Annotated in this window: 16 protein-coding genes; 6 read left to right on the top strand and 10 right to left on the bottom strand. The window is 40.5% G+C overall.

The window, feature by feature from the left end; all coding sequences use genetic code 11:
• Positions 1-13: 13 nt before the first annotated feature.
• The 8 genes from ACO1QW_RS02740 to dnaE all read right to left on the bottom strand — a co-directional run bounded on the left by ACO1QW_RS02740 (position 14) and on the right by dnaE (position 10028).
• The gene (locus ACO1QW_RS02740) at positions 14-1936 is read right to left on the bottom strand and encodes an efflux RND transporter permease subunit (RefSeq protein WP_486255463.1); all 1923 of its coding nucleotides are present in this window, start codon (positions 1934-1936) and stop codon (positions 14-16) included.
• A gap of 7 nt (positions 1937-1943) precedes the next feature.
• A complete protein-coding gene (locus tag ACO1QW_RS02735) occupies positions 1944-3224 on the bottom strand; it encodes an efflux RND transporter permease subunit (protein WP_486255462.1) in 1281 nt (426 codons plus the stop codon).
• Positions 3225-3329: 105 nt separating this feature from the next.
• Positions 3330-3758, bottom strand: a complete 429-nt coding sequence (locus ACO1QW_RS02730; protein ID WP_486255460.1) for a heavy metal-binding domain-containing protein — start codon at positions 3756-3758, stop codon at positions 3330-3332.
• Between the two features lie 106 nt (positions 3759-3864).
• Positions 3865-4260 (bottom strand): HYC_CC_PP family protein, encoded by a 396-nt coding sequence (locus ACO1QW_RS02725; protein ID WP_486255458.1) that lies wholly within the window; start codon positions 4258-4260, stop codon positions 3865-3867.
• Positions 4261-4285: 25 nt separating this feature from the next.
• Positions 4286-5005 (bottom strand): heavy-metal-associated domain-containing protein, encoded by a 720-nt coding sequence (locus ACO1QW_RS02720; RefSeq protein WP_486255456.1) that lies wholly within the window; start codon positions 5003-5005, stop codon positions 4286-4288.
• Between the two features lie 76 nt (positions 5006-5081).
• A complete protein-coding gene (locus tag ACO1QW_RS02715) occupies positions 5082-5642 on the bottom strand; it encodes a helix-turn-helix domain-containing protein (RefSeq protein ID WP_486255455.1) in 561 nt (186 codons plus the stop codon).
• A gap of 12 nt (positions 5643-5654) precedes the next feature.
• Positions 5655-6374 carry a hypothetical protein gene (locus tag ACO1QW_RS02710; RefSeq protein ID WP_486255453.1) on the bottom strand — a complete coding sequence of 240 codons (720 nt, stop codon included), beginning with the start codon at positions 6372-6374 and terminating at the stop codon, positions 5655-5657.
• A gap of 21 nt (positions 6375-6395) precedes the next feature.
• Positions 6396-10028: a DNA polymerase III subunit alpha gene (gene dnaE / locus ACO1QW_RS02705; protein WP_486255451.1), complete on the bottom strand. Its 3633-nt coding sequence runs from the start codon at positions 10026-10028 to the stop codon at positions 6396-6398.
• A 275-nt stretch (positions 10029-10303) separates the two neighbouring features.
• Between dnaE and ACO1QW_RS02700 the strand changes: the two genes are divergently transcribed.
• The 6 genes from ACO1QW_RS02700 (at position 10304) to ACO1QW_RS02675 (ending at position 15173) form a co-directional block, all read left to right on the top strand.
• A complete protein-coding gene (locus ACO1QW_RS02700) occupies positions 10304-10975 on the top strand; it encodes an NlpC/P60 family protein (RefSeq protein WP_486255450.1) in 672 nt (223 codons plus the stop codon).
• Positions 10976-11030: 55 nt separating this feature from the next.
• Positions 11031-11789, top strand: coding sequence for an imidazole glycerol phosphate synthase subunit HisF (gene hisF / locus ACO1QW_RS02695; RefSeq protein WP_486255449.1), 759 nt, complete (start codon positions 11031-11033; stop codon positions 11787-11789).
• Positions 11790-11890: 101 nt separating this feature from the next.
• Complete coding sequence (gene hisIE, locus ACO1QW_RS02690; RefSeq protein ID WP_486255447.1) at positions 11891-12493, top strand: bifunctional phosphoribosyl-AMP cyclohydrolase/phosphoribosyl-ATP diphosphatase HisIE; 603 nt, start codon at positions 11891-11893, stop codon at positions 12491-12493.
• Positions 12483-13583, top strand: a complete 1101-nt coding sequence (locus ACO1QW_RS02685; protein ID WP_486255445.1) for a redoxin domain-containing protein — start codon at positions 12483-12485, stop codon at positions 13581-13583. Before hisIE ends, ACO1QW_RS02685 begins: the two co-directional genes overlap by 11 nt.
• 11 nt (positions 13584-13594) lie before the next feature.
• Complete coding sequence (locus tag ACO1QW_RS02680; RefSeq protein ID WP_486255443.1) at positions 13595-14725, top strand: redoxin domain-containing protein; 1131 nt, start codon at positions 13595-13597, stop codon at positions 14723-14725.
• Positions 14726-14813: 88 nt separating this feature from the next.
• Positions 14814-15173 (top strand): hypothetical protein, encoded by a 360-nt coding sequence (locus tag ACO1QW_RS02675; protein ID WP_486255441.1) that lies wholly within the window; start codon positions 14814-14816, stop codon positions 15171-15173.
• Between the two features lie 51 nt (positions 15174-15224).
• Here the strand turns inward: ACO1QW_RS02675 and ACO1QW_RS02670 are convergent, their stop codons facing one another.
• Positions 15225-17543 (bottom strand): glycoside hydrolase family 20 protein, encoded by a 2319-nt coding sequence (locus ACO1QW_RS02670; RefSeq protein WP_486255439.1) that lies wholly within the window; start codon positions 17541-17543, stop codon positions 15225-15227.
• A gap of 41 nt (positions 17544-17584) precedes the next feature.
• On the bottom strand, positions 17585-19477 hold the full coding sequence (locus ACO1QW_RS02665) for a CocE/NonD family hydrolase (protein WP_486255438.1): 1893 nt from the start codon (positions 19475-19477) through the stop codon (positions 17585-17587).
• Positions 19478-19512 lie beyond the last annotated feature (35 nt).

Below are 19512 nucleotides of genomic sequence, written 5' to 3'. Positions count from 1 at the left end.
TAGAGGAAGTAGTTTATTCTTTAACATCGATCAAATCAATTTTACCGTTACGTTTTAATTCCCGTTCTTTTATCATTTCAAAAATCACGGGTGTTATCAGCAATACATAAATGGTGGAAGAGATGGTGCCGCCGATCAATGGAATAGTGATGGGCTTCATAATATCACTTCCTACACCGGTTGCCCAGAGAATAGGGATCAAACCAAACAAACCAACAGAAACCGTCATGAGTTTTGGTCTTAACCTTTTTACGGAACCTTCCATTACATATGCACGAATGATGGCGGGAGTAAGTGTTGCTTTTGAATTGCCATGCTTTGCCACCATGTTCTGCATGGCTTCGTTGAGATAGATGGTCATGAGCATAGCTGTTTCAATGGCCATTCCAAACAACGCAATAAAACCAACAGCAACTGCCACCGATAAATTAATGCCGTAGAAATAAACCATAAATACACCACCGATCAAGGCAAAAGGAACTGTGATCATGGTGATGGCTGCTTCTTTAAATGAATGATAGGTGAAGTAGAGCACCATGAAGATGATGACAATCACAATGGGCATGATCATCGTTAATGTTCTGTTTGCACGGATCTGATTTTCCCATTGGCCACTCCATTCTAAAAAATATCCTTTCGGAAGTTTGGTGATCATCTGGTTTAATTTTTCCTGTGCTTCTTTCACTGTACTGCCCAGGTCTCTTTCACGCACATTAAACAACACTGTTCCTCGCAACATTGCATTTTCTGAATTGATCATCGGTGGACCATCACTCAACTGTATATCTGCAACTGCTTCAAGTGGTATTGGACCGAAATCCATTGTCTGCACCTGCAAACGTTTCAATGCTTCGAGGTTGTTACGGAAATCTTGCCCGTAGCGTGCATTCACCGAAAAACGTTGACGGCCTTCAATGGTGGTTGTCAGCTTCATGCCACCCAACGCACTTTCAACAACAGCATTTACATCATCAATACTTAATCCGTAACGACCGATCTCTTCACGCTTCACTACAATGTCAATGTATTTACCACCGGTGATCGGCTCTACGTATAGATCTTTCACACCATCAATTCCCTGTAATTGTTGTTTGATGGTTTGTGCAAATGCATAGATACTGTCGAGGTTTTGACCGTATACTTTCAATCCAACATCGGTACGAATACCTGTTGAAAGCATGTTGATACGGTTGATGATGGGCATGGTCCAACCATTAGTAACACCGGGTATCTGCATCTTTGCATTCAGCTCATTGATGATGGCATCTTTCGTCACGTTATTACGCCATTCACTTTTTGGTTTTAAGAGAATGATGGTTTCAATCATGCTGATAGGAGAGTTGTCGGTTGCAGTATTTGCACGCCCTGCTTTCCCCAAGACATGATCTACTTCAGGAATAGAACGGATGAGTTTATCCTGCACCTGCAACAAACGTTTTGCTTCCGAGTTGGAAACATCGGGCAATGTAACAGGCATAAACAATAAGGAACCTTCATCAAGCGGCGGCATAAATTCTGAACCTAATCTTGTCATCATTACAACGCCAATTGCCAAAGCCAGGATGTTTACAGCAATCGTGGTTTTACGCCAACGTAAACAAAACTTTAAAACGGGCGAGTAGATTTTTTCTAACGTGCGTGTAATAGGGTTTGCACTTTCCGGTTTTAATCTTCCTTTTAATAAAAGTGAGATCAACACCGGTGTTAGTGTGATGGCAAGTACTGCATCAATGAGCAAGATGAATGTTTTTGTCCATGCTAATGGATGAAACAGTTTGCCTTCCATCCCTGTTAATAAAAACACAGGTAAGAAAGATGCCACCACAATAATGGTGGAGTAAAACACACCCGGGCCCACTTGCTTCGAGGATTTTTCGATGATGCCCATCGTTTCTTCTGCAGTTAACGGATCTTTTTTTCGTTTAAATAATTTCATGCGTTTCTTATTGTGTGTTTTCTTTTGCTAATTGTTCTTCGCTGATGTGCCGGTAAGCGTTCTCCACCATTACAATACCATCATCCACCACCACACCAATGGCCAATGCAATGCCTGTTAACGACATGATGTTGGAAGAAATGCCAAACATTTCAAGGAAAATAAAACCTGCTGCAACTGAAATGGGTAATTGAATAAGAATGATGAGTGCACTGCGCCAGTGAAATAAAAACAACAATACAATAATGGAGACAGCGATCATTTCTTCGATGAGTGTTCCCTTAACTGATTCAATCGCTTCATGTATCAGTTCGCTTCTGTCGTAAGAAGTTTTGAAGGTTACTCCTTCGGGTAATCCTTTCTCTACCTCTTTCATTTTTTCTTTTATCGCTGCAATAACCTTGTTGGCGTTTTCATTGTAACGCATCACCACAATACCACCAACTACTTCGCCTTTACCATCTGCATCAAAAATGCCGAGACGCAGATCGCCACCCATTTGTACCGAACCAATATCTTTCACACGCACCGGAATGCCGTTGTAATTTGAGATGGCAATATGCTCTACATCGTTTTTGTTTTTGATATAACCCAGTCCACGTATGATGTACGCCATATCGGCCATTTCAAATTTTCGTCCGCCCACATCGTTGTTGTTGCTTTTTACTTTGTTCATTACATCCATCAGGGAAATATTGTAATACTGCAACTTCACCGGGTCGATCACCAATTGATATTGTTTTTCAAAACCACCAAACGATGCCACTTCTGCAACGCCAGGTACTGTCTGCAATGCAAACTTTACATACCAATCCTGCAATGCACGTTGTTCACCCAGATCCATTTTCGGTGCATCAAGATGATACCAAAAAACATGGCCAACACCTGTGCCGTCAGGACCAAGCGAAGGCGTTACACCTTGCGGCAATAAAAGTTGCGCAAAATTCAAACGTTCCAACACTCTTGTTCTCGCCCAATAGATATCAACGTTGTCTTCAAAAATCACATACACAAAACTCATCCCGAACATCGAAGAGCCACGGATGTTTCTGATTTTCGGAATGCCTTGCAGGTTACTCACCAGAGGATACGTAACCTGGTCTTCGATCACCTGCGGGCTGCGGCCCATCCATTCAGTAAAAACGATTACCTGGTTTTCACTCAGGTCAGGAATGGCATCAATAGGATTTTTGTTAACGGAATATATGCCGTAAGCAAACAGGCCTGCTGCCACCAACAGCACCACAAGCCTGTTGTGTAAAGCGACCTCAATTATTTTCCGAACCATAGAATTTTATATTACAATAGATAATATGCAATGGTTAATAGGCAATATGCAATAGACAATGGTCAATTGAAAACTGTTTTGCTAATTGCTTATTGACAATTGCTGTTAGTGATGGTGTTCTTTTTTCTTGAGATCCATGCCGCACTTGCTGCACTTGCCGGGTTTGTCACTGGTAACATCTGCGTGCATCGGACATACATAGTGATTCATTACTTCTGTCTTCATTTTTTCTTTGGTGGACATGGTAAGACTCATTCCGCATTTGCTGCAGGTGCCGGGTTTATCGCTTGTAACATCAGCATGCATCGGACAGCTATACGTTTTTGTTACCGTTGTTTTCATTTGCTCTTTTTTCGACAGTTCGAGCTTCATACCACAAACGGGACAATTGCCGGGTTTCTTTGCTGCAACACTATCGTGCATCGGGCATGTATATAATTGTGGGTGTTTAGCATTGTCTTTTTTGCCTGCTTTTGATTGTGCAGATGCTGTTATTGCTAGGATGGAGAATACCGCCATCAACAGTACGTTCATGATTTTCATTTTGTAAAAATTTAAAAGTTGAGAAATAAAAGATGGGCATAGGGAAATGCCAATAGCCCGGCAAATAATATGGCCCGGCTTCTACTAAAAGACGATCTTAAATACGGAAAACACAGTTACGGATATACAGTGAAGTGTTATCCGTTAGTGGTGGTGCATTGCTGCGTGGGTTTTCTTCTGTAATAGAAGAATGCAGCTGTTGTGTAAAAGAAATAAATGCAACGGGTAATGCGGTTGCTACCAGTTGCATAGTTTGGAATGATTCAGCAATTTTCTGATCTTTTTCCAGTTTGATCTGCTTCTGCTCATCTTTACAGCAATCGTTTTTGCCCTTGCCGTCTTTTTCCATTCCGCAATTGTCGCAGGTCTTCGATTCATCATGACCAATGCTCCAGTTTACCAGATTGCCCATACAGTAATGCAACTGCACGGTAGCACCACTGGCAGTGCCGATATAAAGAATGGATAATATAGCTACAATGAGCTTTTTCATGTTTGCAGAATAAAGGTAGTCAGTATTACATTAAAAACAACATAGCAATACTCATGATTATCATCAGCCCGTCTTCCATAATGGTAATAGTACTCATGGGCAGATTGAAGACAGCGCCCAAACATGCACAACGGATCTTGCGTTTGTTCAATACACTTTGCAACACACCAATGATGCTTACGCCCATTACCACTAATGTGATCCAGTTTGTTAATACAGGATTGAAGTTAATAGCGAAGGCAATACCCAATGCTAATTCAACAAAGGGATAGATATAACCCCAGCTGCGGAAACGCTTCGCAATAAGATCATACATCGAATAGCTGTCGGCAAACCCCTGCAGGTCTAACAATTTAAAGAAGGAAAAAATGAGAAAGAATCCGCTCATGAATACCTGCATAAACTGCATGCTGTTGATGCTGCTGCCTGTCCATGAAAGCAGAACGCTTAATACAGTGATGTAACCGAAAATAAGCAGGATGGGTTTGTAAGTGGCCAGCCAGCTCTTTGTTTGTTCGGCAGTTTCGTTGTGATTTGTTGCAGCGATCTGGTATTTACTATCGCTGCCACCAATGGCTGTTTGAAATGTGCTGAGTGCAATATGCTTCTGCATTTCAATGGTAGCTGTATTCGTGTTTTTCGAAACTTCTACCGATAAAACATCGGGCACAGAAAGCAGTTTGCTTTTTACTTTGGCTTCGCAACTGCTGCAGGTCAAGCCGGTTAGGCTGTAATTATGTGTCATAGCAATTTTGTTTATACAAAGCTATTACCACTGCCAGTCGGGGCTGTTACAGAATCATGGATTCCATTTACACTATTTAAAGTTCTTCGATATTCCTGCGTTTGTTTTCTTTCAGCGATTTAAAGAAAGTAGGAGTGAGGCCTGTTTGTTTTTTGAATTGACTGGAGAGATGAGCAACGCTGCTGTAACCAAGTTCAAACGCAATTTGAGAAAGCGACAACTCATCGTACATCAGCAGTTCTTTTACTTTCTCAATTTTTTGTGCGATATAATATTTCTCGATTGTTGTTCCTTCCACTTCTGAAAACAGGTTGCTGAGATAACTGTAGTCGTGGTGAAGTTTTTTCGAAAGATGAGCAGAGAGATTTTCGTTTAGTTCTTCTTTGTTATGATGGATCAGTTCAATGATGATTGTTTTGATCTTATCGATGATCTTGCTTTTACGGTCGTCGATGAGTTCAAAGCCCAGCTGTTTAATATTGTCGCTGAATTGCTGTAGTTGCTTTGCTGCTGGTTCTTTCTTTAATTCCACTTCACCCAATTGAACATTCAAAGGTTGAATGCCGGCTTTTTCAAGTTCAGAATGCACTACCATTGTGCAACGGCTGCAAACCATATTGCGGATGTAAAGTTTCATGATGTAATGATTTTAATCCTGGGCTTGTTGATCGCAGTATTGTCCAAGCGGGTTATTTAATGTGTATTTTTTAGCCCAAAAAGCCCATTGTTCTTTGCTTCGCCAGTCAATTAACTTTAGATGCGATATTTGTTCCTCATCAATATTTCTTGTCGTGCGTATTTGTTTGCCGAATTTAAAGTTGTCTCGTCTTTCTTTTGGGATCAATGATGGGTCCACGTCTAAATAGTATTCCAGTAAAATCACTTCCTGCAACGCAATCGTATTACGCAACTCGTCGTTCTTTGATATTATATTATCTTCCGAAAAGTGAATGCAATCTTTTAAGAAATAGATGCTCTTCCATAATTCGTCCTTAGAATATGGTAGTGATTGATACGATTTGTAAAAAGCAGCATTGCTACTATTATTTTTTGAAATAACCTCTAATTTGGTTAAAGCACTTGAAATCGAATTTTTAGAATTTAGTATATTGGGTGCCGAGGGTTGGGAACTTACCGTTACTTCGAATTGACCTTTCTCATTCTGTTTCATACGATAGAAAGCGAGAAATCCTTTGATTGATAATAAAATAGAAATGATGGCGGTTAAAATAAATACAATCCAGTTCCATTCTTTAGTCCATATCATTGATATGCCGCTCGCTAGTGATGAAATTATTATTAACCCCATAGTTTGAGCGAAGATGAAGTAGGCAGTTGTATGAGGATATTTTTCTTTTTGAGTATCCATATTCTAATGTGGAATAAAAAATTAGGCATGCACAACAGTAACATTCAGTTCAGGTTTATCCAACAGGAACAAAGCCATCTCATCATTCATTTCAAAGCCTTTTTCTACTGTGTACATTCCTACTTTCCAATTGTCCTTTGGTTCGTATAAATTGAATTTGAGATTACTCTTGCCCGGATTTTTCTTTACGTTGCTTTCCATAAAGCTCACCATTTCTTCGGTAAGGAATCGTGGTTCAATATCAACAATGAGTTGCTTGGTCATGGTACGTTTTACTGTTTCGAGCAGCAAGACCTGGTTGATCTTGAATTCAAAGTCATCGTCTTTATTCCAACGTGTTTTAAAAACGCCAGTTACAAATACAACAGCACCTGGTGTAAAATGATCTTTGAATTTTACAAAGTCTTCACCAAACAAAGCAAACTCGGTGTTACCTGTGTAATCTTCGATCATGCAAATACCAAACTGCTTTCCTGTTTTTGTTACTCGTTGCTGGTGACTGGTAACAAGACCTGCCAAACGGAATGTTTGAAATGGATTTGCATGCAGCAGGATCGCTTCTTTAAATTCATTGAAATCACTAAGAGGCGTGATCTTGTAATGCTGCATTTCAAATTTGAAATGATCTAAAGGATGACCACTGATGAAGATACCTGTGATCTCTTTTTCATGATCAAGTTTCTCGGTTAATGTCCACTCTTCACAGTTCATGATTTTTGGCGTTGGAATTTCCATCATCATGCTTTCGCCAAACAAAGTGTTGGTATTGCTCTGCACATTCGCCTGGAAACGGTTTCCGAATGCAATGATACGTTCAAGTGTATTCACAGTATCACCCGGCATTATATGAAAGTATTGTGCACGATGGTATTCTTTGAAGCAATCGAACGCACCACCGTATACCAAACTTTCTAATGATTTTTTATTCACCGTACGTTGGTTCACACGTTTAATAAAATCAAACACATTTTTATAAGGTCCTTTCTTTTCACGTTCTTCAATAATACTATCAATAGCTGCTTCGCCTACACCTTTCAATCCACCCAAGCCAAAACGTATTTCACCGGCTTTGTTCACGGCAAAACCATTTTGCGACTCATTGATATCCGGACCAAGTACTTTAATGCCCATACGTTTACACTCTTCCATAAAGAAGGTGATCTTTTCAATAGCACCGGCGTTGTTCAACACCGCACTCATATATTCTCCGGGATAGTGTGCTTTTAAATAAGCAGTTTGGTAAGCTACAAATGCATAACAGGTAGAATGCGATTTGTTGAATGCATATTGAGCGAATGCTTCCCAGTCGGTCCATATTTTTTCAAGTTTGTCTGCAGGATGGCCTTTAGCAGTGGCCCCATCCACAAACTGCTTTTTCATTTTATCAAGAACTGCTTTTTGTTTTTTACCCATTGCTTTGCGCAATACATCGGCATCTCCTTTTGTGAAGCCGCCAATTTTTTGGGCGAGCAACATTACCTGTTCCTGGTAAACAGTGATACCATAGGTTTCCTGCAGGTATTCTTCCATCTCAGGTAAATCGTAAGAGATCGCTTCTTTACCATGCTTACGATCAATAAAGTTGGGGATGTACGCAATAGGCCCCGGACGATACAAAGCGTTCATGGCAATAAGATCTCCAAACTGATCGGGCTTTAATTCACGCAGGTATTTTTGCATACCCACGCTTTCAAACTGGAACGTACCAATGGTTGAACCGAGTTGATATAAATGAAATGCTTTTTCATCATCAAGCGGAATATTGTCAATTTCTATTTCAACGCCATGATTTTGTTTGATGAGCTGCAATGCATTTTTAATGATGCTGAGTGTTTTCAACCCAAGAAAGTCCATCTTGATTACACCCGCTTCTTCAATTACACTTCCTTCAATTTGTGTTAACCACAGTTCGGATTCTTTTGATGTACAAACGGGAATTAATTCGGTAAGATCTTTTGGTGCAATGATGATACCTGCAGCATGAATGCCCGTGTTACGAACAGATCCTTCTAAGATCTCTGCTTCATGTAAAATTCTTGCAGGCAGATCTTCACCACCGTACACCTGTCGAATACGTTTTACCATTTCCAATTCATCCGGACCAAACGCTTCTTTTTCTGCTAAACTTTTTTCACCTGTGAATGGCGCATGCAACACACGTTTCAATGAAACGCCGGGACGTTCGGGAACCAGTTTTGATAATGCACGACTTTCAGCCAACGGCAAATCCATTACACGGGCCACATCGGCAATACTACTTTTCGCCGCCATTGTACCATAGGTAATGATCTGTGCTACCTGCGCCTTACCATATTTATCAACTACATAGTCAATTACTTTTTGACGGCCTTCATCATCAAAATCCGTATCAATATCCGGCATTGATTTACGATCGGGGTTCAGGAAACGCTCAAACAGTAAATTATATTTAATGGGATCGATATTGGTGATACCGATACAATAAGCAACTACACTTCCTGCAGCCGAACCACGCCCCGGCCCAACAAACACACCCATATCACGACCAGCTTTAATAAAATCACTAACGATCAAAAAGTAACCGGCGAAGCCCATTGTTTTGATGGTAAACAATTCAAAGTCGATACGTTCTCTTGTAGTTTCTTCTATTTCATGATAACGTTCTTTTGCTCCGATATAAGTAAGATGTTTCAGAAACTCCCATTGGTTCAGGTTGGCATCATCATGCACCTGGAATTCTTTGGGAATAGGAAAGGCCGGAAGTAGAATATCTTTCTTCAGGTTCAGTACATCTATCTTGTCCACTATTTCATTGGTATTGTCGATGGCTTCAGGCACATCTTCAAATACCTTTTTCATTTCGGATGTTGTCTTAAAATAGAATTGATCGTTGGGGAATGCAAAACGTTTGTTTTTCACATTCACATCATCATCAGAAAATTCACGCAGTGCAGGAGTGCTTTGTTTTTCACCGGTGTTAATGCACAATAAAATATCATGCGCATTAAAATCGGTTTGATCAACATAGTGCGAATCGTTACTTGCAATAACTTTTACATCGTACTTTTTTGCAAATTTTAAAAGCACTGCATTCACTTTATCCTGCTCAGCCATGCCGTGTCGCTGAATCTCCACGTAATAATCTTTCTGGAAAATATTTAACCACCATTTGAATTCATTCTCTGCATCTTCTTCACTTTTATTTAAGATCATTTGCGGCACCATTGCCCCAAGGCAGCAAGTAGTTGCAATCAATCCTTCATGGTATTTATGGATCAGTTCTTTATCGATACGAGGATACTTGCTGTACATACCTTCAATAAAACCAAGGGACGTAAGCTTTACTAAATTTTTGTAGCCTTGCTCGTTCTTTGCCAACAACACCTGGTGAAAGCGACTATCACGCTGTTCTTTGCTGAACTGTTTGATGTGCCGGTTTTCTACCAAATAGAACTCGCAGCCAACAACCGGTTTTACTTTCAGCGATCCATCCTCATTTTTATGTTTATAAGCTTCGGCTACAAACTGGAAAGCCCCGAACATATTTCCGTGGTCGGTAATAGCCAAGGCCGGCATGCCGTCACTAATGGCTTTGTTATATAAGGAACCGATGGAAGCCGCTCCATCGAGCAAAGAATATTGAGTGTGAACGTGTAAATGGGAAAATTTGCTCATAGTTGTAAAAGGTATAATCGTATCTCGACTGTGCTCGATACTTTCGGGTGACGTCCTTCGACTCAGTTCAGGATGGTCAGGCGTCAAATTTCGTTGTTCTCATTTGAAAAAAAAGAAATAAGAAATCCACAAAAACAGCGTTTAAGATAAAACTGCGGGTGAAAATTTGTCAGCAAGCCCGCAGTAACTATCTTTAACGGATAGACGATTTGGCTCATTTCTTGCTGAAAAGGCCCGACGTCGCTACTTTTGCGCCGTTGAAAAAATTCAATTCCATGATTAGACATTTGCTTACATACTTGTCTGCCATCCTACTGCTCACCAGTTGCAGTGCGGTAAAGAATGCGTTTCAACAGAAACAATCTACAGCCGCAACGTCGACAGAAGAAAAAAATGAAGTACGCCCCGAATACAAACGGGTGGGCGGCAATTCTTCCTCTTCGGCTAAGCAAACAGGTATTTTTCAAACCAAAGATGTTGCTTCGTACAGCTCCTCACTCGAATTATTTTCGCTTTCTCAATTTAAATATGCCATCCGTCTCGATGTGCCTGTTGAAACTATTCTGAACAAACCCTTGTATGAATTGATTGATAATTGGTGGGGCACGCCTTATCGACTGGGGGGCACTACGCAAAAAGGGATCGATTGTTCGGCTTTTGTTCAAACTTTGATGGTTGGGGTGTTTGCCATGCAATTGCCACGTACAGCCCGTGAACAGAAAGAAGTGAGTGCCTGGATACCGATGAATAATTTAAAAGAAGGCGACCTGGTGTTTTTTAATACAAGAGGTAGTGTATCGCACGTAGGCGTGTACCTGCACAATAATAAATTTGTACATGCATCCACATCTGGCGGGGTGATGATCAGTGATCTGAACGAAACGTACTGGAGCCGGAAATTGCTGGGAGCAGGGCGGGTATTACAAAATAGTTTCCCCAAACCATAAGCATTATCTTTGTAACGAACCTGGCTTCAACTTAACTTGAAGCCTTTTTTATTTTATGTTGACCAAACGCATTATTCCCTGTTTAGATATTAAAGACGGTCGCACGGTAAAAGGCACCAACTTCGTCGATCTGCGTGATGCTGGCGATCCGGTTGAACTGGGTGCTTTGTACGCTCAGCAAGGTGCAGACGAACTCGTATTCCTCGATATTACGGCAACGGTTGAAAAACGTAAGACCTTGAGCGAACTGGTGAAGCGAATCGCCCGTCATGTAAATATTCCGTTTACGGTGGGTGGCGGTATCAGCACAGTGGATGATATGAGCATATTGCTTAATTCCGGTGCCGATAAGGTGAGTGTGAATACTGCTGCGTTTAAAAATCCTCAACTCATAAATGATATTGCGTTGGCTGCCGGCAGCCAATGCTGTGTGTTAGCTATTGATACCAAGAAGGAGGAAGATGGCGAATGGTATGTGTATTTAAATGGCGGCCGCACAAAAACGGATATAAAATGTGTTGATTGGGCAAGACAGGGTGTTGATCTTGGAGCTGGTGAAATATTGCTTACAAGTATGAACAATGATGGGACCAAACAGGGCTTTGCGCTGGATATTACCAAGAAACTGTCGGTTGAATTACCAATTCCTGTAATTGCCAGTGGTGGTGCGGGAACAATGGAACATTTTGCAGATGTGTTTGAGCAGGCCTATGCCGACGCCGGGTTAGCAGCCAGCATTTTCCATTTTAAAGAGATTGAAATTGCTGATCTGAAAGCATATTTGAAGGAAAGAAATGTTGCGGTAAGGGTTTAGCTTTGCTGCTGAAAAAAGGACAATAGAATTTATAAAGTACAAGAGTGCGACGCCAATGCAGTTGAGAAATGCGAAAGTGATCGCTTCATAAAAAACATATAGTGAAACCAGACTTTTCAAAATACCACGACGGACTGTTACCAGCCATTATACAGGATTATAAAACCAGCAAAGTATTGATGCTGGGTTTTATGAATAACGAAGCATTTATTAAGACCGAAGAAAGTGGCAAGGTGACGTTTTATAGCCGTAGTAAGCAACGGCTTTGGACAAAGGGCGAAGAAAGCGGTAATTTTTTAACAGTGAAACAGGTGCTGCTGGATTGCGACCAGGACACCTTGCTGATCAAAGCTGAGCCTGCTGGTCCCACTTGTCATACTGGTGCAGATACTTGTTGGGCTGAAAAAAATCACAGTGATGACTTTTTATCGTATTTAGAAGAGATCATTGAGCTGCGCAGAAAAAGCACCGATGGAAAAAGCTATGTGAAAAGCTTGTTTGATAAAGGCATTAATAAAATTGCCCAGAAAGTGGGAGAGGAAGCAACGGAAATTATTATTGAAGCAAAGGATAATAATGAAGAGCTTTTCTTAAACGAAGGAGCTGATCTGCTCTTCCATTTTATCGTTTTATTAAGGGCGAAAAATGTTTCTTTGCAGGATGTGATTTACGTGTTGAAACAGCGTCATTCGCATGCAGATTAAAAGTATGAAGTTAATTGTAACGATATGTTTGATGTGTTGTGCTGCTTTGCAATTGCAGGCACAACAACCATTTGAAATTAAAGGAACTATCCGTGGCGCAAAAGATAATGCCAAAGTGAGTTTGCGCATGGATGGACAAGATGCCGAAACGCTTGCTGAGGCAACAATTATTAAAGGTAAGTTTGAACTGAAAGGTACCATCACCGAAACAGCATTGTATGTGTTAACTGTTGAAGGTGGTAAACAAAACCTGGGTATTTTTCTTGATCCTTCTGTTGTAACAATTTCAGCACACGTTGATTCATTGCAAAGGGCTGTAGTGAACGGTTCGAAAACGAATTATGACTTTGTGCAATTCCGTCAACAGTTTGATCCTTATTTCATGAAGCTGGATGCTTATGGCAAACAGCTGCAGAACCCGGCTTTGCAGGGTAAGCAAGATTCTATTTATAATTTAGTGCGCAATCTTGTAACAGAGATCAACAGTACAGCGGATGCATATATTTTGAAAAATAATTCTTCTGCAGTAACGCCTTTGTTGTTGTATGTGATCTATAGTGTTTTTCAACAAGCAGATGTGTTGGATTCGAATTATGCCAAGCTTACAGAAGTAGCACAAAAGAGTTTTTACGGACGCATGGTTGGCAATATTGTAAAAGATAACAAGATAGGTGCTATCGGTACAGATGCGATTGATTTTACGCAAGCGGATACATCGGGTACTCCTGTTACGTTGCAATCTTTTCGTGGTAAATATGTGTTGGTTGATTTTTGGGCAAGCTGGTGCGGCCCTTGCCGTATGGAGAATCCTAATCTTGTTGCAGCTTATAATAAATTCAAAGCAAAGAATTTTACAGTGTTGGGTGTGTCACTTGATCGTGACCGCAACAAGTGGCTTGAAGCAATTGCCATAGATGGTTTAACATGGACACATGTAAGTGATCTGAAACATTGGTCGAATGAAGCTGCAAGGATCTACAAAATATCTTCTATTCCGCAGAACCTGTTGATTGGTCCTGATGGTAAGATCATCGCAAAGAATTTAAGAGGCGAAGAGCTACGAATGCGTCTCGAAGAATTATTCAAATAATATTTAGTTCAATGATAAAACAACTCTTGTTTGTCTGCAGCCTGTTTACAGTTGCTACTGTATTGGCGCAGGATAAAAAAGTTATCGTTAATGGTACATTGCCCGCTTACACTAAAAAGCATAATGTGTTGCTTAGCTGGAATAATGGCAATGGTGCAGAAGAAGCTAAACTTGTTGATGGGAAATTCAGCATTAATACTGAAGTGAGCGGACCAATGCTGGCAACCATCAGTATTGAAGAATCGAATCCTGCTCCCGGCAAAAAGTTCAATATGGCGGAATACCGCAAAAACAATCTCACCCTTTTTTTAGATGAAGGAACCATTACCATCGCTTCCAAAACCGGACTGAATGATGCGGAAGTAAAAGGCTCAGCTATTGTAAATGACTACTACAAATACCAGCAGCAAACGAAAAGTTTAACTGAGCTTGAGAATAAGATCGGGGATCTGTATTACGGTTACGGGCAGGCGAAAAACATGAAAGCAACGAACACGTTGATGGAAATGTTTAACCTGCACCAGGAACTTGTGCACGCAGAACAGTTGAAGTTTGTGCAGGGCAATCCGTCATCGCCCATTGCATTGTTTATGGTTGAGCAGGCTTTAGGTATGGATATGGACGCAGCGAAAGCTGGTCCGATGTTTTTGTTGTTGAGTGAGCAATTGCGTACATCAGCAAAAGGAAAAGAGTTGCAGGCGCAAATAGAAGTTGGGAAGAAGTCGATGATAGGAGTTACTGCCCCTGACTTTTCGCAGCCCGATGCTAATGGAAAATCAATTAGTCTTTCTTCCTTTAAGGGGAAATATGTGTTAGTTGATTTTTGGGCTAGCTGGTGCGGCCCTTGTCGTGCAGAAAGTCCGAATCTTGTAAAAGCATACGAACGGTTTAAATCAAAGAACTTTGAGATTTTCGGTGTATCGCTTGATCAGACAAAAGAAAAATGGATCAAGGCAATTAAAGATGATAACTATACGTGGCCACAGGTTGGTGACTTGAAAGGTTGGGAAAATGAAGCAGCACGGCAATTTGGGATCATGGGTATTCCGTTTAACATGATCGTTGATCCGAACGGAGTAGTGGTAGCAAGAAATTTAAGAGGTGAGGCATTGGAGAAGAAGCTTGAGGAGATACTTAAGTGAGGTAAAAGGGATAAGGTTGAAGGTAAAAGTTAAGCGTCAGCTAAATTCTATGCGAATTTTTAATTCAATAATCGTTCCGCTTCTTTGTATGTCATCCTGTAATCAGGAAATAGAAATTACCGGCCATTGGCGACCAGCCGATTCATTCAAATCAGGTCAGGGGTTAAATAGTAAGACTCCGGAATTCAGAGATTTAATACTTAATAGTGATTCGAATTTTATTTCTGTGGGATTTGATCAGCAACCAATGGAGACTGAGGGTTGGAATAACGGAGCTACACACAAAGGGAAATGGAGTTTTGCGAATGGTATTCTTTCACTAAAAATTGAAGGCGGCGCTTCTCGTCCTGTAAAATTTAAAGTTCTGAAAGTAACAAAAGGTGAGAAGATATTGAAAAGTGAGTTTATGAGTTCAGTTGAATTTAAATTAATACGACTAAAGAACTAGTAATAAAAAAGGGCAATCATCGATTGCCCTTTTTTATATGTCATCAACTTTTTAGTTTACTTGTATTTCGCTTACGAATAACCAGGCTTTGTTGCCCGCACCCGCATTGCCTTCTGCAATTGTTCCCTGGTTCTTTACAGTTACTTTAATGTAACGTGCAGTGGTTGCCGGAATATCAAGACTTATTTTGTTATCAGTACTTTGTTTTGTTTCACCTACGGTAGTAAAATTGCTCCCATCATTACTTGTTGCAACGATCATAGCCGCTGCCGGCCAAATCCAACTTGCTTTTTGTTCAAATGTATGAGCTGTGATATTGCTGAATGATTGCTGGCTGCCAAGATCAATGATGGCATCGCAATCTGATCCACTAAATCCAAGAAACTCACTGCTGCGACCCAAACCTTTATCATTCACAACTCCGTTTACGAGTGTAAATGCTCCATCGCCGGGATAGCTTTTAGAAGCCGGATTCGTAATGCTTATTTTTTTACCAGTCGATTTACTGAAGGTGAACGTTTGTGAAATAGAGTTAAGGATTTTATTATCGATCTGCAATTTGCTGTTGAACGAAGTTGATTTACTGATCACTAAAGGATCACGATAAGGAATATCTTTTTCACCGAATGAATAGAAAATTTTTCCATTGTTTGCAGTGGAAGAAACTGAAAGCAACAAGCCAGTGTTATCGGCTGAAGGTTTAATGCTTGCCTGTAAATCGAAATAAGCTTTGCTGTAATTGGCTTTCCACAAATCGTAACGTTTTAATTGCTGCATTAAACGTTTTTCAAAATCTTCTTTATTCTTCTTTTCTTTTGCCGTCCACAATACTTCGCTTAACGCTGCCATGCGTGGAAAGATCATGTATTCGATCTTGCTTGTGTTATTCATGTATTCGGTCCAAACATTTGCCTGCGCACCACGAACATATTTTCCTTCTTCTGCAGATAATTCTTTTGGTACCGGATCGTATGCATACACTGCTTGTATTGAATTATAACCGCCAATAGTTACTGAATCTTCGTTTCTGGTTTGACTATGATCGAAGTAAACAGGGTTACCCGGTGTCATGATCACAAAATGTTTTTCCTTTGCCGCAGCAATACCACCAGCTTCACCACGCCAGCTCATCACTTGTGCATTGGGGGCTAAACCACCTTCGAGAATTTCATCCCAACCAATAATTGTTTTGCCTTTTGCATTCAGGTATTTTTCAATACGCTGAATAAAATAGCTCTGCAGTTCATGTTCATCTTTCAGGTTCAGATCTTTCATGCGTTTCTGGCAATTCGGACATTGTTTCCAATGTGTCTTCGGACATTCATCGCCACCAATATGCACATACTTCGAAGGGAAGAGTGCAATTGTTTCATCCAGTACATTTTCCAAGAACTTAAATGTTTCTTCTTTACCCGCACAAAACACATCATCAAATACGCCCCATGTTTCCTGCACTAATTTTATGCGTCCGTTCTTTTGTTCTTCAACACTTTTTTTCGAGATCATGTTTGCAGGAATCGGTGTAGGCTTTTCAGGAAAGCAACTCAACCATGGATATGCAGCAATGGCTGCACCACCATGACCGGGCAATTCAATTTCAGGAACAACGTCCACGAAACGGCTTTTTGCATAGGCAACCACTTCTTTAATTTCCTGTTGTGTGTAAAATCCTTCGTGAGATTTGTTATCACTTCCTTTACCGGGATATCGACCAATGATGGTTCCGTTACGTTTGCTACCGATAGTCGTTAACTCAGGATATTTTTTTATCTCAATGCGCCAGCCCTGATCTTCCGTTAAATGCCAATGAAATGTATTGAGTTTATGTAAGGCGAGGTAATCAATATATTTTTTAATGAACCAAACGGGCTCATAATGACGACCAACATCCAGATGCATACCACGATATTCAAAACGGGCTTTATCGAATATTTCAACATATGGAATTGCAGTAGTTGAAGTTCCCCCAACCGGTAATAACTGGATTAGTGATTGTATTGCATGAAAAGCTGATTCATCAAAGTTTGCTTCAATGCGCACACCACTATTGTTTACGATTAAACGATAAGCCGATGCTCCACCTGTTGGCATACGTGTGGGAAACAATGTAATATCTGCTTTACTCCCCTTGGCAGCAGGAACTACTTCAATTCCATAATACTTTTTCAGGTATTCGGAAAGATAACTGGTTAGATTATCTGTTTGCTTCCCATTGTTCTGAAACAAATTTGAAACCGTAATTTTCTTCTTGAGCGTGTAAGTTCCTTTCGCCGTTTGTTTTACTTCAAGCGGTTGCGGAATAATATTAATCTCCTGGGCTGAAGACCCAAAGGCGCTACAAACAAGCAGAATCGATAAGAATTTTTTCATTAGTCGTTCTAAATTTTAAATAAAGGTTGTTGAGGGAATAATTATTTTAATACCGGCAACACAATGTTCGATCCGTTTTTAGTATCGTGCCATATTTTAATGTTACTCTTGATATAGTCTTTTGGATTTGCGTCGTAAATGTTTACAAACTGTTGAGGGTTGCGATCAACCAACGGAAACCAGCTGCTCTGTATCTGTATCATAATACGATGACCTTTTTTGAATGTGTGTGCAACGTCAGGCAATTCAAATTTTACGTTCTCTACTTTATTAGGTGTAAACGCAACAGGAGTTTCAAAGCTGTTACGGAAACGTCCACGCATTACTTCGCCACGCACCAGCATTTGGTAATCGCCCATTGGATAACTACCGCCACCTAACCGACCTGCTGCTGTAGTTGCACCTGGATAAGTAAAATCGCTGGGAAATACATCGATCAACTTCACTACAAAATCAGCATCAGTAGTTGAAATGCTTGTGAGCAGATCCGCAATCACCGTTCCGGCAAGTGTTATATCATCCGCTAATATTTCAGTTTGAAAAGAAAGTACATCAGTACGACGATTAGCAAAGCGCTGGTCATCCGTCATGTAAGCAATGGTTCTGCTGAAATGTACATCTTCTGTATATGGAACAGGTTTTGCCGGATCACTTACGTATTCCGTATAAGCAGATGATGTTGTTGATTTGTTCCACGTTAAGCCGCCATTTGGCTGCAAATACAATGGAGTCATTTTTACATTTGCTGCCGGCCATTGTGTAAACTTGCGCCATTGATTTTCACCTGTAAAAAATATAGTTGCTTCAGCCAGTTGATCAATATTTGCTTTGCCTTCAAGATGATGCATGAAGAAAGGCAATTCAATTTCATTTTGATAATAGGTAGATGTGTTGCTACCGAAATTTACATTCCCCAAACTGCTTCCATCGGCCCGGCTCCATTGCCCATGATACCATGGCCCCATCACAATACGATTGTTATTCTTAGCTTTCTTTTCAATGGCTTCATAGGTACGCCATGCACCAAAACAATCTTCTGCATCAAACAAACCACCAACAACTAATGTTGCTGTGTGTGTTGGTACATTGTTCACGAAGTTGCGGATGTTGCGGGCTTTCCACCATTCATCATAGTTGGGATGTTTATACATTTCATGCCAGAAAGCAATACTGTCGCCGATAAGTGTTGCAAGATTTTTTGTTGATCCTGCTTCTAAATAAAATTTATAAGCATCTCTTGTTGGGAATGTAAAGCCTGCTGAACCCACTGTTGTTGGCTTTGGTCTTGGTTTTCCAAAGGATGAATAAAATGCAAATCCATCCATTTGAAAGAACGCACCGTTGTGATGAAAATCATCGCCCATGAACCAATCGGTAACAGGTGCCTGCGGACTAACAGCCACCAGCGATGGATGATTACTTAACGCTGCAATAGTTGAATAGAATCCCGGATAAGAAATGCCAAAGATGCCCACCTTTTTATTGTTGTTGGGAATGTTTTTTGTCAACCAATCGATTGCATCATAGGTATCACTTGCTTCATCAAATTCAGTTCCTTTTTTAGTTGGGTTGAAAGGACGTACATCAACAAATTCACCTTCACTCATCCAACGGCCCCGCACATCCTGTATAACGATGATATAATTGCGACGCATATAGTAACGCCACTGGTTATCCCAGAAAGCCTTGAAATTATTTTCGCCATATGGTGCGCAAGAGTAAGGGGTTCGATTCATTAGTATAGGGTGAGCCTCGCTGTTATTTTTGGGTGTGTAAACAGCGGTGAACAGTTTAATTCCATCCCTCATGGGAATCATGATCTCTTTTTTATTGTAGTTATCACGTATCCATGCAGAGTCCTGCGGATGGAGTGTCTGGGCACCCACTGAGAAAAAAATGATGAGTGATAATGTTGTTAATGCCAGTTTTCTCATGCTTACGATTTAGGCTTGAAAGTTATCGATTTTGG

This window comes from Lacibacter sp., assembly GCF_057361365.1.
The sequence above is the reverse complement of the archived record's forward strand: the minus strand, read 5'-3'. Positions and strand labels throughout refer to the sequence as shown.

What these genes read in the sequence shown, in the direction of transcription:
- ACO1QW_RS02740 (WP_486255463.1), bottom strand. Translation starts at nt 1,936, where the DNA reads ATGAAATTATTTAAACGAAAAAAAGATCCGTTAACTGCAGAAGAAACG.
- ACO1QW_RS02735 (WP_486255462.1), bottom strand. Translation starts at nt 3,224, where the DNA reads ATGGTTCGGAAAATAATTGAGGTCGCTTTACACAACAGGCTTGTGGTG.
- ACO1QW_RS02730 (WP_486255460.1), bottom strand. Translation starts at nt 3,758, where the DNA reads ATGAACGTACTGTTGATGGCGGTATTCTCCATCCTAGCAATAACAGCA.
- ACO1QW_RS02725 (WP_486255458.1), bottom strand. Translation starts at nt 4,260, where the DNA reads ATGAAAAAGCTCATTGTAGCTATATTATCCATTCTTTATATCGGCACT.
- ACO1QW_RS02720 (WP_486255456.1), bottom strand. Translation starts at nt 5,005, where the DNA reads ATGACACATAATTACAGCCTAACCGGCTTGACCTGCAGCAGTTGCGAA.
- ACO1QW_RS02715 (WP_486255455.1), bottom strand. Translation starts at nt 5,642, where the DNA reads ATGAAACTTTACATCCGCAATATGGTTTGCAGCCGTTGCACAATGGTA.
- ACO1QW_RS02710 (WP_486255453.1), bottom strand. Translation starts at nt 6,374, where the DNA reads ATGGATACTCAAAAAGAAAAATATCCTCATACAACTGCCTACTTCATC.
- dnaE (WP_486255451.1), bottom strand. Translation starts at nt 10,028, where the DNA reads ATGAGCAAATTTTCCCATTTACACGTTCACACTCAATATTCTTTGCTC.
- ACO1QW_RS02700 (WP_486255450.1), top strand. Translation starts at nt 10,304, where the DNA reads ATGATTAGACATTTGCTTACATACTTGTCTGCCATCCTACTGCTCACC.
- hisF (WP_486255449.1), top strand. Translation starts at nt 11,031, where the DNA reads ATGTTGACCAAACGCATTATTCCCTGTTTAGATATTAAAGACGGTCGC.
- ACO1QW_RS02685 (WP_486255445.1), top strand. Translation starts at nt 12,483, where the DNA reads ATGCAGATTAAAAGTATGAAGTTAATTGTAACGATATGTTTGATGTGT.
- ACO1QW_RS02680 (WP_486255443.1), top strand. Translation starts at nt 13,595, where the DNA reads ATGATAAAACAACTCTTGTTTGTCTGCAGCCTGTTTACAGTTGCTACT.
- ACO1QW_RS02675 (WP_486255441.1), top strand. Translation starts at nt 14,814, where the DNA reads ATGTCATCCTGTAATCAGGAAATAGAAATTACCGGCCATTGGCGACCA.
- ACO1QW_RS02670 (WP_486255439.1), bottom strand. Translation starts at nt 17,543, where the DNA reads ATGAAAAAATTCTTATCGATTCTGCTTGTTTGTAGCGCCTTTGGGTCT.
- ACO1QW_RS02665 (WP_486255438.1), bottom strand. Translation starts at nt 19,477, where the DNA reads ATGAGAAAACTGGCATTAACAACATTATCACTCATCATTTTTTTCTCA.